This is a genomic window from Mariluticola halotolerans, from assembly GCF_021611515.1.
GTDB classification, from domain to species: domain Bacteria; phylum Pseudomonadota; class Alphaproteobacteria; order Rhizobiales; family Devosiaceae; genus Mariluticola; species Mariluticola halotolerans.
This window is the reverse complement of the sequence record NZ_CP090960.1, coordinates 412,575-426,503: the sequence shown is the minus strand read 5'-3', so window position 1 is coordinate 426,503 and position 13,929 is coordinate 412,575. Positions and strand designations below refer to the sequence as shown.

At 58.5% G+C, this 13,929-nt stretch carries 13 protein-coding genes; 3 read left to right on the top strand and 10 right to left on the bottom strand.

What is annotated here, in order from left to right; genetic code table 11:
* Window positions 1-139 precede the first annotated feature (139 nt).
* Together L1P08_RS02105 and L1P08_RS02100 are read right to left on the bottom strand one after the other, a co-directional pair.
* Window positions 140-583, bottom strand: coding sequence for a c-type cytochrome (locus L1P08_RS02105; protein WP_303618360.1), 444 nt, complete (start codon window positions 581-583; stop codon window positions 140-142).
* A gap of 189 nt (window positions 584-772) precedes the next feature.
* Window positions 773-1,786, bottom strand: coding sequence for a fumarylacetoacetate hydrolase family protein (locus L1P08_RS02100; RefSeq protein WP_303618359.1), 1,014 nt, complete (start codon window positions 1,784-1,786; stop codon window positions 773-775).
* A gap of 161 nt (window positions 1,787-1,947) precedes the next feature.
* Between L1P08_RS02100 and L1P08_RS02095 the strand changes: the two genes are divergently transcribed.
* A complete protein-coding gene (locus L1P08_RS02095) occupies window positions 1,948-3,072 on the top strand; it encodes a DUF2865 domain-containing protein (RefSeq protein WP_303618358.1) in 1,125 nt (374 codons plus the stop codon).
* Here the strand turns inward: L1P08_RS02095 and gltX are convergent.
* From gltX to rpiA, 7 genes are all read right to left on the bottom strand, one after another.
* Complete coding sequence (gene gltX / locus L1P08_RS02090; RefSeq protein WP_303618357.1) at window positions 3,017-4,342, bottom strand: glutamate--tRNA ligase; 1,326 nt, start codon at window positions 4,340-4,342, stop codon at window positions 3,017-3,019. The two genes, L1P08_RS02095 and gltX, sit on opposite strands and share 56 nt — an antisense overlap.
* Window positions 4,339-6,009: an NAD+ synthase gene (locus L1P08_RS02085; RefSeq protein WP_303618356.1), complete on the bottom strand. Its 1,671-nt coding sequence runs from the start codon at window positions 6,007-6,009 to the stop codon at window positions 4,339-4,341. Before L1P08_RS02085 ends, gltX begins: the two co-directional genes overlap by 4 nt.
* 84 nt (window positions 6,010-6,093) lie before the next feature.
* Window positions 6,094-6,963 (bottom strand): hypothetical protein, encoded by an 870-nt coding sequence (locus L1P08_RS02080; RefSeq protein WP_303618355.1) that lies wholly within the window; start codon window positions 6,961-6,963, stop codon window positions 6,094-6,096.
* Between the two features lie 112 nt (window positions 6,964-7,075).
* Window positions 7,076-8,458, bottom strand: coding sequence for a class II 3-deoxy-7-phosphoheptulonate synthase (locus tag L1P08_RS02075; RefSeq protein ID WP_303619476.1), 1,383 nt, complete (start codon window positions 8,456-8,458; stop codon window positions 7,076-7,078).
* A gap of 140 nt (window positions 8,459-8,598) precedes the next feature.
* A complete protein-coding gene (gene gorA, locus L1P08_RS02070) occupies window positions 8,599-9,975 on the bottom strand; it encodes a glutathione-disulfide reductase (protein ID WP_303618354.1) in 1,377 nt (458 codons plus the stop codon).
* A 107-nt stretch (window positions 9,976-10,082) separates the two neighbouring features.
* Window positions 10,083-10,589, bottom strand: a complete 507-nt coding sequence (locus L1P08_RS02065; protein WP_303618353.1) for a DUF2059 domain-containing protein — start codon at window positions 10,587-10,589, stop codon at window positions 10,083-10,085.
* Window positions 10,590-10,632: 43 nt separating this feature from the next.
* On the bottom strand, window positions 10,633-11,370 hold the full coding sequence (gene rpiA / locus L1P08_RS02060) for a ribose-5-phosphate isomerase RpiA (RefSeq protein ID WP_303618352.1): 738 nt from the start codon (window positions 11,368-11,370) through the stop codon (window positions 10,633-10,635).
* Window positions 11,371-11,547: 177 nt separating this feature from the next.
* Here rpiA and L1P08_RS02055 point away from each other — a divergent pair, with 177 nt between their 5' ends.
* Window positions 11,548-12,132 (top strand): L,D-transpeptidase, encoded by a 585-nt coding sequence (locus tag L1P08_RS02055; RefSeq protein ID WP_438268448.1) that lies wholly within the window; start codon window positions 11,548-11,550, stop codon window positions 12,130-12,132.
* 123 nt (window positions 12,133-12,255) lie between these two features.
* Window positions 12,256-13,275 carry a GTP 3',8-cyclase MoaA gene (gene moaA / locus L1P08_RS02050; RefSeq protein ID WP_303618350.1) on the top strand — a complete coding sequence of 340 codons (1,020 nt, stop codon included), beginning with the start codon at window positions 12,256-12,258 and terminating at the stop codon, window positions 13,273-13,275.
* Window positions 13,276-13,277: 2 nt separating this feature from the next.
* On the opposite strand, the gene L1P08_RS02045 is transcribed toward moaA, so the two are convergent.
* Window positions 13,278-13,751, bottom strand: a complete 474-nt coding sequence (locus L1P08_RS02045; RefSeq protein WP_303619475.1) for an Lrp/AsnC family transcriptional regulator — start codon at window positions 13,749-13,751, stop codon at window positions 13,278-13,280.
* Between the last annotated feature and the right edge of the window lie 178 nt (window positions 13,752-13,929).

Sequence of the window (13,929 nt, the reverse complement as noted above, 5' to 3'; positions counted from 1 at the left end):
GATCAGGTTAACGGTTTTCATGAACCGCACAATGACGGCCAAAAACGCCGAAATCAAGCGCTTTTGCAAACTTGTATGACTGACAGAAAAAAGGCGGTGCCGTCGCACCGCCTCGAATTTCATAGGTTATCGCGCAGAATCAGGGCTGCTTGAACGTCTTGTGGCACCCGCCACATGTCGCGCCCAACCCCTTCAGGGCCGCTCCATAAGCGGCCATATCGCCACTTTGTGCCGCCGAAAGCACGGTCCCGGCCGCAGCCGATGCGTTGCTCATCGCCATCATGAACGCGTCATGATCTTCCCAGACCGCAGGCAGCGCGTCGCTCTCCCCACCCTGGGAATCTTCTGGCCACAATGTTTCCAGCATGGTGAAATTGTCGACAAACGTCTGGGCAGCGGCAACCGCCTCATCGCCCGTCGCCGAACCGGCTGCCCGCAGGGTCATACCATTGAGCTTCATCAGTTCCTGGCGTTTGGCAATGGCATCGGCACCCGTCAGCGCGGTATCAGCCATAACCGGCGCTGCAAAACTGGCGGTCATCAGGCCGGCCAAAACGGCGGCGGTAATCTTGTTGAGTTTCATTCTTTGTCCTCTCCGGGATATGCGAATTTGTCTCTGGTCGGCTCAAAACGAATGCAATCGCGGCAACGCTGCCCATGCAAGTTCAATCTATCGATCAAATTGTCCTGAAATACGAAACAGCCGTACACAATCGACCAAAATCCAATCACAGATGCGTGATGATTTGCGGCTCCCGCACACCAATCTCCCTCAGGCGTCACGCAATGAAACTTCAACCACTTGCTCAATTGCGCCAAAAATAGCCTTGCCCTCTGCGTCCCGCGCGGCAATCCGCACCCGGTCGCCGGGATTAAGAAAAGGCGTCAACGCCTTGCCGAATTTCATTTTCTCAACGGTGCGCGCTTCAGCAATACAGGCAAACCCGGTGCCGTCCCGTTTGATCGGCAACACTTCGTCATGGTCATTGGCCACCGTGCCCGAACCGATAATCGTCCCACAACCCAATTGCCGCGTCTGGGTAGCGGCAACAATCAGGTCGGCAAAATCAAAATGCATGCCTTCCCCGGCATTGGGCTGGCCGAACAGTTTCTCGTTCACATCCACCTGCACCCGCGCATGCAACCGGTTGTCCCGCCAGATATCACCAAGTTCATCCAGCGTCGCCACCACCGGCGCAAAGGCCGTTGCCGGCTTGGCATGAAAAAACCCAAACCCGTTCTGCAGGTCATCCACCACAAGGCGGCGCAGCGAAACATCATTGCAAACCGTCACCAGCCGGATCGCCGCCTCAGCTTCCGCCTTGGTCGCCCGCATCGGCACAGGCCCGGTAATCACCGCAACCTCTGCCTCAAAATCCGTCGCTAACCCGTCTTCAGGAATAAGGATCGCGTCTGTCGCCGCGCTCAGGCTGTCAGACCCGCCCTGATACATCAGCGGGCTGTGCGATTGCAGTTCCGCATCCTTCGATCCCTTGAGGCTGCGCACCCGCTCCAGATGTCCCAGATAGCCCGCCGCGTCGATCCATTGATAGGCGCGCGGCAGCGGGGCCAGCGCCAGCCCGGCCTCAAAATCCTGCCCGGCAATGCCGCCTGCATTGAGTTCATCACTCAAATTCTGCAACAGCGGGGCGGCCTCCTCCCACATATCCAGTGCCGCCTGCAATGTCGGCGCAATGCGCCCCGCAGAGACGAATCTGGTAAGATCACGGGAGACAACAACCAATTGGCCGTCCGGGCGTCCGTTTCTCAGCGTTGCAAGCTTCATCTAAAAACCATCATCCTCGAGTTTTGACTGGGGAACGGGTAGCATGTTTACCCGGATTAAAAGAAATTCAGCCACAGCTTGTCTTTCAATCTGCCACTGGAGAGAGATTCGGCATAGTGGCAGCGGCTGGATTAGGTAAGGATAGACATAATCGCATGCGCATGACACTGACTAACCTGTTGCGCAGATCTGTTTTCCTCGCCGTCGCGCTCGTCGGCATTTCAGCCGATCAACTGGCCTACGCCCAGTCCCAGAGCTGCGACCAGCTTTCGCGCACCCTCTCGTCTCTCGACCGTAACCGCGATTTCCGCAATCTGGAAAGCAATACCCGCGACGCCCGCCGCATCGCCGCCGACATGCAGGATGCCGAAAGCATTTTTGTGCGCGGCGGTTGTCAGGCCCAGCTCAATCAGGGTGCGCGCCTTAACCGCGAATGCCGTCTGGTTGCCCGCCGCATCACCCAGGGCCGTGCCGCCTATAACAAGCTCGCCGCCAACATCCAGACCGGTCAGGCCGTCATGGAACAGCGTGAACTGGCCTTGCAACAGGTCGCCCGCTTCGGCTGCGGCACAGGCACGCGCTCGCGCGCAACCGTCACCACACGCGACAATCGCCGCACATCAGGCAATCTGTTCGACCTTCTCTTTGGCCGCGAAGGGGACATTGTTGATGAAGGCTTCGGCTATGATTACGGCTATGGCGGCATGTCCACCCTGCGCACCGTCTGCGTCCGCTCCTGCGACGGGTATTACTGGCCGGTGAGCTTTTCCACCGTCAGCGATTATCTTGGCGAGGATGCCAGCCAGTGCCAGGCCCAGTGTCCCGGCACGGATGTCGAACTCTATTATTACCGCAATCCCGGCGAAAACCCTGAAGACATGGTCAGCATCAACGGCCAGCCCTATACCTCTCTGGGCAATGCCTTCCGCTACCGCCGCGAATTCGACAAAAGCTGCACCTGCAAACAGCAGATCGATTACGGCGCGATCAGCCTCACCGCCAGCGCTGACGGCACCGGCTCCCGCGCCATTGTTGAATTCGAAAACGCTTCATTCCCTTTGCCCGTACGCGACCCGCGCCGTGCCCGTGAGATTATCACGGCAGACGTCATTCACGTGCCGCTGCCGCGCCGCCGGCCGCTACAGGAGGGTGAAACCCCGGCAATCGCCCCAGCCTTCACGCCCCTGGCACAAACCCCTCAGCGCACCGTCACCATTGGCGACCGCAAGGTCAGGCTAGTCGGTCCAGACACGCCTTACGGCCAATCAAAGGCAAAAGGATCCTGAGTTCAGGACCATCATGACGGCCCGTCAGCGCCAGCCTTAGCGGCTCGAACAGGCTCTTCCCCTTGCGCCCGCTCGTCTCCTTGAGCGCAGACGTCCAGTCGCGCCAGGTCGTCTCATCCCACGGCTCCTGCGGCAGCAACGCCGCGGCCTCGGCCAGAAATGCCGTGTCGTCCGCACTGGCCGCAGAAGCAACCGGCCCGGAAATCAGCCTGGCCCAGTCGGTGATGTCATCAAACCGCTTCAGGTTTTCCCGTAGCGCCAGCCACATCGCCTCACCCTCAAGCCCCAGCGCTTTCAGCCGTGGCGCGGCCACATCATAGGGCATGGCATGCAGAATGCGCGCATTGAGGCTTTCCAGCTCGGCGGGGGCATAACGCGCCGGCCCGTGCGAGATCATCGAGAAATCAAGCTTCGTTGCCAGTTCGTCAGTTGAGGCCACAGGCTCAATCGCCACGCTGGTGCCGGTCAGCGTCGCCATGGTCGCCACCGCAATCGCCTCGAACCCGTCGGCCCGCAATTCAGCAATCGCCAGCGACCCAAGCCGCTTCGACAGCCCCTGCCCCTGCTCATCGGTCAAAAGATTATGATGCGCAAAAACCGGCGGGGTCGCCCCCAATGCCTCAAACAGTTCAATCTGCACGCCCGAATTGGACACATGGTCCTCACCGCGAATGACGTGGCTGATCCCCAGATCAATGTCATCAACCACCGAGGGGAGCGTGTAGAGATAGGTCCCATCCCCCCGGATCAGCACCGGATCGGACATCGAGGCGGTATTGACCGTCTGCTCGCCGCGAATGAGGTCATTAAACGTCACCGGCTTGGCATCCAGTTTGAAGCGCCAGTGCGGCTTGCGCCCCTCGGCCTCCAGCTTGGCACGGTCTTCATCGGTCAGGCTCAGCGCCGCCCGGTCATAAATCGGCGGCCGCCCCATGGCCCGCGCCCGCGCCCGGCGGCGGTCCAGCTCATCCGGCGTCTCATAGCAGGGATAAAGCCGCCCCATCGCCACCAGCCGGTCACGCGCCGCATTATAAAGGTCGAACCGCTCCGACTGGCGCACAATCAGGTCCGGGCTCACCCCCAGCCAGGCAAGGTCCGTCTCGATCGCATCCGCATATTCCCGCTTCGACCGCTCCAGATCGGTATCGTCAAACCGCAGCACATATTTGCCTGCATTGGCCCGGGCATAGAGCCAGTTCAGCAGCGCAGGCCGGGCATTGCCCAGATGGATTTGGCCGGTCGGTGAAGGCGCAAAGCGTACAGTCGTCATTTGGAACCGGTTTCATCCCTGTAGCCATTGGTAATCGGATATTTGCGGCCCTGCCCGAACGCCTTCGGCGTCAGCTTCACGCCCGGCGCGGACTGCCGCCGCTTGTATTCAGCAATATTGACCAGCTTCTCGATCCGCTTCACCAGATCGCGCTCAAAGCCCTTGGCCACAATTTCGGCCACCGACAGCTCTTCCTCGATCATCGCCACCAGAATGGCATCCAGCACGGGATATGGCGGCAGGCTGTCCTGATCGGTCTGGTCCGGCCGCAATTCAGCGCTCGGCGCTTTCGAAATGATCGCCTGCGGAATAACCGTGCCCTCAGGCCCAAAACAATCGTCGGGCATATGCGCATTGCGCCATGCCGCCAGATGATAGACCTGCATTTTCAGCTGATCCTTGATCGGGTTGAAGCCGCCATTCATGTCGCCATAAATCGTGGCATACCCCACCGCCATTTCCGACTTGTTGCCGGTGGTCAACAGCATTGACCCCAGCTTGTTGGAAATCGCCATCAGCATCGTCCCGCGCATGCGCGACTGGATGTTTTCCTCGGTCAGCCCTTCCGTGTGGTCGCCAAATACCGGCTGCAATTCGCCCAGCGCCGCATCAACCGGCCCGCCAATCGCCACCACGTCATAACGCACGCCCAAAAGCCTGGCACAATCCTCAGCGTCTTTAAGGCTCTCTTTCGAGGTATACCGGTAAGGCAGCATGATGCAGTGCACGTTCTGAGGCCCCACCGCATCCACGGCAATCGCCGCCACCACAGCAGAATCGATCCCGCCCGACAGCCCCAAAACCACCTGTTTGAAACCGTTCTTGCGCAAATAATCGCGCAAGCCCAGCACGCAGGCCCGCCACGGCGCTTCATCGACCGAGACCAGATCGAGCTTCGGCCCCGCAACACAAGCCCATGTGTCCCCGGTCTTCTCCCAATCCGAAACAATAAAGTCCGATTTAAAAGATTCGCCCTCAAGCACCAGTTCGCCCGATGCATCCATCCCGAACGAAGCCCCGTCAAACACCAGTTCGTCCTGCCCGCCCACCTGATTGAGATAGATCAGCGGCAGCCCGGTTTCCTTGATCCGCGCCCGCACCAGCTCGCGCCGCACATGGTGCTTGTCACGCCAATAGGGCGAGCCGTTCGGGCACAGCAGCATTTCCGCGCCGGCCTCTTGCAGCGCCGCACAAACCGGGGTCCACCAGATATCCTCGCAGATCGGCACACCGATGCGCACCCCGCACACGGTCAGCGGCTCAGGCAGCGGCCCGGCAGTAAAATAGCGTTTCTCATAGAAAACATCGTCATTGGGCAGATCATGCTTGAACCGCACATCCAGAACGGCCCCGTCCTCAGCCAGCACAACAGCATTGTAAAGCTTGTCGCCTTCCCGCCAGATCGTCGGGATCAACAGGCTTACACCAGTGTCACGGCTCAGTTTGGCCAGCGCCTTGGCGGCAGCAATCGCGTCCGCCACAAATTGCGGCTTGAACAGCAGATCATCGGGAAAATAGCCCGTCAGGCACAATTCCGGGAAAAGCAGGATATCGGCCTTGGCGGCCTCGGCCTTGTCCAGCGCCTCTTTTGCAAGTGCAAAATTGGCCTGAATAGCGCCAACCGTGGGGTTCAGCTGCGCCAGGGCAATGCGAAGTCGGTCGGTCACGTAAGCAGCTCGAAGCTAGTGGAAAACGCGGCAAGACTTATCCTGCCGCGCCGCACAGGGCAAGCGCTGCCAGCCCGTCAGGCGCTAGAACGCGTAGGTGAGTTCCGCAAGCGCCCCGAACCGGAACAGCGAGAAGCTTGATGGCGTTTCCGCGCCACCACCCGAAGGTGTGTAGGCCACATTGGCCGGCCCGGTCAGATACCAGGCACGTCCACCACCGCGAATGGTCATGTTGTCCGTTGGATGGAAGCCGAGCATCACCTCGCCCGCAGCGCCATAAAGCGTGCCCTCAAGCGAGCCGCCGGAGCTGGCGCCCACTGTCGGGTCCATCGCCAATTGCCCATCGACCCGTGCATAGGGAATAATCGCCGCTTCTGCGGTCAGATCCACCTGGTCGCCAAGGTTGGCACGTGCTGCCAGCCCAAGGCGCAACATGTTGTAATTGATATTCGTCGTGTTCCCCAGATGCCGCCCGGTAAACGGCGAGTCATTCTGGAACTGATAGCCGACAAAGCCGCCAAAGCCGAAATTCTCGTTGCCCAGCCCCAGATAGCCGAAATCGGCACCGGCATAATAAACCTGCCCGCCCTCGGAACTGCCGGTCGCGCCGGAGGTGTTGTAATCCGAGTTCAATGCAACAGAATACCCGGCAATTCCCTTGAGATAGGTCGCGGTCGAATTATCGTCGATGCGCCCGTAAAGCTCGAGAACATGCCCGGTGTCATTGGTGCTGAAACTGTCCGACGCGCTGTTCATGTTGAACCGCCCCATCGAATACCAGTAGCGGGTACCAAATTCGAAATCCAGCGGATCACCCGCATCGCTCATATCCCAGTCGGCCTTGTAGCCATCACGAAAACCGCCGGGCATACCTTCAAGGTAATCTGCTGCAAAGGCAGGTGCAGAGCACAGAACAGCGCCAGCAAGCGCTACAGCCGGGATAAAACGGGGCATAAATCTTCTCCGGTACGCGGGACAAACCCAAACAATCGAAGATATTCATGCCCCATTAGGGTTAATCTTCCCCTAAATCTCCGCACATTTACTTAAAGCACGTGGCGAAAGGCTAGCTGGCAACGGCATCCTGATTGGCCTGGGCCGGGTTCTGCCCGGCAATTTCCGCGGCCACCAGAAACGCCAGTTCCAGCGCCTGACTGGCATTGAGGCGCGGGTCACAATGCGTGTGATACCGGTCCGAAAGGCTCGCCTCGGTCACAGCCGACACACCACCCACGCACTCGGTCACATCGTCACCGGTCATTTCAACGTGAATGCCACCGGCATAGGTGCCCATCTCGCGATGCACCTCAAAAAACGCCTTCACTTCGGCCAGCACCAGATCAAACGGGCGCGTCTTGTAGCCATTATTCGCCTTGATCGTATTGCCGTGCATCGGGTCGCAGCACCACACAACCGTATGTCCGGAAGCCTTCACAGCCTCAATAAGCCGCGGCAGATGCTCACGCACCTTCTCGGCACCAAAACGGCCGATCAGCGTAATGCGCCCCGCCTCATTGTTCGGGTTCAGCTTATCGAGCAATTGCAACAGGTCTTCATTGCTCAGGCTCGGCCCGCACTTGATCCCGATCGGGTTCTTGATACCGGCGAAATATTCAACATGCGCGCCATCAGGCTGCCGGGTCCGGTCACCGATCCACAGCATATGCCCCGATGTGGCATAATATTCATCGGTGATGGAATCCTGCCGCGTCAGCGCTTCTTCATACCCAAGCAGCAGCGCTTCGTGGCTGGTGAAGAACTTGGTCTCGCGCAAGGCGGGCGTATTGTCCGCCGTAATCCCCATCGCCCGCATGAAGTTGATCGCGCCATCAATCTTTTGGGCGACATCTTCATAGGCGGGGAACCAGTTGGACCCCTTCATGAAGCCAACGGTCCATTCATGCACCCGCTCAAGATTGGCAAAACCGCCCGAGGCAAAGGCCCGCAACAGGTTCAGCGTTGCCGCTGACTGCCGATACGCCATGACAAGGCGCTCAGGGTCCGGAATGCGGGCTTCCGGGGTAAACTCAATGCCATTGATGATATCGCCGCGATAGCTTGGCAGCTCCACACCATCCACGGTTTCCGTATCCGCCGAACGCGGCTTGGCAAACTGGCCGGCCACGCGGCCAACCTTGACCACCGGCTTTGAAGCGCCATGGGTCAAAACAACCGCCATCTGCAGGAACACGCGGAAGAAATCCCGGATATGGTCAGCGCCATGCTCGGCAAAACTTTCAGCACAATCGCCGCCCTGCAGCAAAAACGCCTCGCCCCGCGCCACATCACCCAGATGGGTTTTCAGATCCCGGGCCTCGCCGGCAAACACAAGCGGCGGAAACGTTGCCAACCGGGCCTCTGCCCGCGCCAGGGCCGCGCTATCCGGATAGGCAGGCACCTGCAAAACGGGCTTTTGTCTCCAGCTGTCAGGGGTCCAGGTGCTCATGATTTTACTCGCAAATTGCTCGGGCTAAGGACGAATTTGAGCGCGGGTCTACCAAGGGCGGCCCGCCCTGCCAAGGATAATCGGCCCAAACATGCCGCATCCGTCTCACATTCTGATTGAATTGGTTTATCCAGAATGCGGATTTATAGGTCTTTTTCACCATTGGTATAAGTGTAGTTCGGGGCTTTGAACGTCACCAGCTCTTCCGCGGCAGTCGGGTGCACCGCAACAGCCCGGTCAAAGTCCGCCTTGTTCGCGCCCATCGCCATGGGGATCGCGACCAGCTGAATCATTTCGCCAGCGCCCGGCCCCAGAATATGGCATCCCAGCACCTTGCCGCCGCCCTTTTCGGTGATCAGCTTCAGGACCATGCGCTCCGGCTTGTCACTGAGCGTATTCATCATCGGGCGGAACCGGGCCACATAAACGTCGATATCGCATACCATCGCCGCCTGCGCTTCAGTCAGCCCCAACACACCCAGTTCCGGCTCGGAAAATACAGCGGTTGGAATAAGGCTGTGGTCCACCGCCGTGGGATTGCTGTTGAATATGGTCTCCACAAACGCCGCCCCTTCGCGAATGGCAATCGGCGTCAGCGCCACCCGGTCAGTCACATCGCCCACGGCATGGATCGAGGCAACATTGGTCGCCGAGAATTTGTCGACGGCAACCGCACCGCGCGGGGTCAGCTGCACACCGGCATTTTCCAGCCCCAGCCCCATCGTGTTCGGCACACGTCCCGTCGCATACATCACCGCTCCGTAACGATGGTCCTGCCCGTCGGAAAAGATGGCCCGAATGCCCTTGTCAGCCTGCTCCAGCCGTTCGGTGCACGCATTATAGATGAAATTGATGCCCCGGCTGCGCATGCCTTCTTCAAGCCCGACACGCATGTCGTCGTCAAAGCCGCGCAAAATCCGGTCGCCGCGATAAGCCAGCGTGGTTTTCACGCCAAGCCCGGCAAATATCCCGGCAAACTCCACAGCAATATACCCGCCACCCTCAATCAGAATGGAGTCCGGCAGGGTTTCAAGATGAAATGCCTCATTCGAGGTAATGGCCAGATCAGCGCCCTGGATTGCAGGCTTGAACGGATGCCCGCCAGTCGCCACCAGAATGTGCTTGGCCTCAAGAACACGGTCAGCATTCTTCAGCCGCACCGCATTCGGGCCCTCAATCACGCCCCGGTCCCGGATAATCTCAACATCCCATTTCTCAAGCGTCGAGACATAGGCATTTTCCAGCCGGTCGATTTCCTTGTTCTTGTTGGCCAGCAAGGTCGCCCAGTCAAAGCTGGCGTCCACCGACCAGCCAAAACTCCCGGCAATATCAAATACTTCGCTGAACCGGCTGGCATAGACAAACAGCTTTTTGGGCACACATCCCCGAATAACGCATGTGCCGCCGACCCGGTATTCCTCGATAATCGCCACGCGCGCGCCATGGGACGAGGCCATGCGCGCCGCCCGGACACCGCCAGAACCGGCACCGATTACAACAAGATCATACGCTTCAGTCATCTGTCTTCCTTACACTATGCCGACTGCGCTCTGCGCTACGGGGTGGCGCTTCGCACAAAAAAAGACCCCGCACAAGGCGGGGTCTAATCTAGATCGGCATTGCCGGTCTAAATATCAATACCGCGCTCCTTGAGCGTGGCGCGCACCTGGGCGAGAAACTCAACCCGCAAATTCTGCTGGAAGATGCTGAGCACCGTCGAAATCTGCCGGTTGGCTTCAAAATTCTCTTTCGACAGTTTCTGCCCCACATCGCTGGAGTAGAAATCAACAATCGTCTGCAATTCCTCAACCGTGAACCGCGCCGCATAAATGCGCGCAAACTGGTCAATCAGCTCGTTCTTGCGGCCGTTATAGCTCTTTACGGTATCGCCAATGGCAGTGTTGATTTCGTCGCCAACACTCGGATTCTGGCTCACAAGCGTCTTCAACGCATCAATACCCGTCTGCACAACCGACACTTCATAAACCTGGGACCGGTCGGTCAGCTCAACATATTTACGCGCCAGATCAAGCTGCTCAGGCGAAAGCTCCTGCGCGGCCAAAGGGGCTGCTGCCAAAAGCCAGGCGGCGGAAACAACACACAGAATGCTGTTCAGTTTGTGAGTTCTCTTCATGATAAGTCCCTGGCCAATCCAAGATATTTGCAAAATTCAGTCATCAGTCGCCAAGCTTGGCAACACCATCCGCGCGCGCAATATAGGCTGCATCACACATATCAATAAACAATCCGTGTTGCACAACCCCCGGCACGTCCAAAAGCGCGGCAGAAAGGGCTTTTGCATCGGAAATGCGGCCAAAAAATGCATCGAATATCAGGTGACCGCCATCGGTTCGGAAAGCTTGCCCGTCTGCACCCTGCCGCAATTCCAGTCCACCCTCGGCGCCATGCGCCTTGATAACCGCGTTCACCCGCGCCCGCGTCGCACCCAGACCGAACATATTGACTTCAATTGGCAGTGGAAACGCACCAAGCTGATCCACAACCTTCGAACCATCGGCAATCACCACCATGCGGGCCGACGCGTCGGCAACAATCTTTTCCCGCAGCAACGCGCCGCCACCGCCTTTTATCAGGTTCCGCTGCCCGTCAATCTCGTCAGCACCGTCAACAGTCAGGTCAAGACCATCAAGCGCGTCGAGGTCTGAGAGGGGAATATTGAGCCCTCTTGCCTGTGCGGCTGTCACCTCGGAAGTTGGCACACAAATGCATTCAAACCCTTCGGCAACCCGCGCGCCAAGCAGATCCACGAAGTGCTTTGCGGTCGATCCGGTCCCCAGCCCGATTCGCATTCCCGATCGGATTTCGCCCATAGCGGCCTCTGCCGCCTGTCGTTTTTGAATATCTGCCACACTGTTCCCCTGGATTTCAGACGCCAAATCAGCCTGTTCACGCATTGGTGAACACAAAATATGGCAAGTTGGCAACACATTAGGAATTCCGTGAGGTTTCTAGTGCTATCCGGCATAGAACACCACTTTTCAGTTTGGAATATTCCGGCTAACACCGGAAACGACGAGGCAAGTGGTAGTTTGCCTTCAGTCTACTGGCAGGGGACATTTAGACTTATGAACATTTTGAAACTCGCAACAGCCGTCTTTCTGACAGCATTGTTGTCACTCACAACTATCCTACCCGCTTCCGCCGCACGCATCTACAATCCCGATACCAATAGCTGGGAAGATGCAGCAACCGTACGTGCAGGACGCCGGGGCAGTTCCATTCCGAAATCGATCGTCGATTATGATGGCAAATACAGCCCGGGCACCATCGTGGTCGAAACCTCAGAGCGTCGTCTCTATTTCGTCCTCGACGATGGTAAGGCTGTCAAATATGGCATCGGCGTCGGCCGCGATGGTTTCCGCTGGAGTGGCACACACCGCATCACCCGCAAGGCCGAATGGCCGGGCTGGACACCACCGCCGCAGATGCGCAAGCGCGTACCCGGCTTGCCCGCCTATATGCCGGGCGGACCGGAAAACCCTCTGGGGGCCCGCGCTCTTTACATCGGCAGCACACTGTACCGCGTACATGGCACATCGGAACCCTGGACCATCGGTCAGGCCGTATCCTCGGGCTGCATCCGTTTGACCAATGACGATGTCGCGGACCTTTATGAACGGGTCAAGGTCGGCGCCAGAGTAGTCGTGCGCCACTAGGCACCCGATTTCAGACAACAAATTCAAGGTCGGCTTTCAAGCCGGCCTTTTTCTTTGCCAACTGCCGCACCAAACGCGCATTGTCCGGCTTGCAGATAAACGCCGAGCCTATAATGTAGCTTCATGAACAGCTTCGCGCCCATCGACACCACACCGCTGGTCGACACCTATGGCCGTCAGGTCACCTATTTGCGCATTTCGGTCACCGACCGGTGTGACTTCCGGTGCACCTATTGCATGGCCGAAAACATGCAGTTCCTGCCCAAGCGCGACGTATTGAGTTTCGAAGAAATCGACACGATCGCCAGCGCCTTCATTGCCCGCGGCGTGCGCAAATTGCGCCTCACCGGCGGCGAACCGCTCGTGCGCCGCGACATCATGCAGCTTGTTGGCAATCTCTCGGCCCACCTCAAAACCGGCGCCCTTGAGGAACTCACCCTCACAACCAATGGCAGCCAGCTCTCCCGCTTCGCCCCGCAACTGGCGCAACACGGCGTCAAACGCATCAATGTGTCGCTCGACACACTGGACCCGGCCCGCTTTGCGCAAATCACCCGGCGCGGTGACCTCACAAAAGTGATGGAGGGCATTGATGCCGCCCAGGCCGCCGGCCTGTCGGTCAAAATCAACATGGTCGCCATGCGCGGCGTCAACGATGCCGAAATCGCCCCCATGCTCACATGGGCCCATGCCCGCGGCTGCGGCCTCACCCTGATCGAAGCCATGCCGCTCGGCGACGTGGGCATGGACCGGGTTGAAGCCCATCTGCCGCTGACCGAGGTCCGCGACACGCTGATGCAACAATTCACGCTCGAGCGTCTGGCCAAGAAAACCGGCGGCCCGGCGCGCTATTTCCGCGTCGCGGAAACCGGCGGCGAACTCGGTTTCATCACCCCGATGAGCCACAATTTCTGCGAAAGCTGCAACCGTGTCCGTCTCACCTGCACCGGCGAATTGTTCATGTGCCTTGGTCAGGATGATAATGTGAACCTGCGCGAAGCCCTGCGTACCAGCGGCGTTGAAGGCCTCAATGCAGCCCTCGACCGCGCCATGGTTCTCAAACCCAAGGGTCATGACTTCATCATCGACAGGGCCCACACAGGCCCCGCCGTCACCCGTCACATGTCAGTCACAGGCGGCTAGGCCTATTCCTCGTCGATGGGGATATATTCCAGCGGCAGCGCCGTAGTGTATTTGATCTGCCCCATGGCAAACGACGAACTGACATCGCTCAGCGCAATCTTCGAGATCAGTTTCTTGTAAAAACTGTCAAACGCCTGAATGTCCGGCACCACCACGCGCAACAGGTAATCCACCTCGCCGCTCATGCGATAGAATTCCACCACCTCGCTGAACTCATCCACCACGCTGGCAAACTTGTGCATCCAGGCATCATTATGCTCATTGGTCCGCACGGCGACGAACACCGTCACACCGGCATTGACCTTTTGCGGATCAAGCACCGCCACCCGGCGACGGATAACTCCGTCTTCTTCCATCTTTTGAATCCGGCGCCAGCATGGCGTTGTGGACAGCCCCACCTTGCGGCCGATCTCGGCCACGGGTGTGGTGGCATCTTTCTGCAGCAAGGCCAGAATTTTACGATCGATTTTGTCCAGCGCCATTTCAACTCCGGGATTCAAATTTCAATTTTGGCAAAAATTTCCGCCCAACAGCCTCATTGACTGCCACTGAACGGCCGTTCGCGCAATTATCTTGCAAATCTAGCACAAGAACCGGTTAACGAACCAGTAGGGCAATTCCCCACGTCAACCGCGCGTTAACCACACGCTGGCA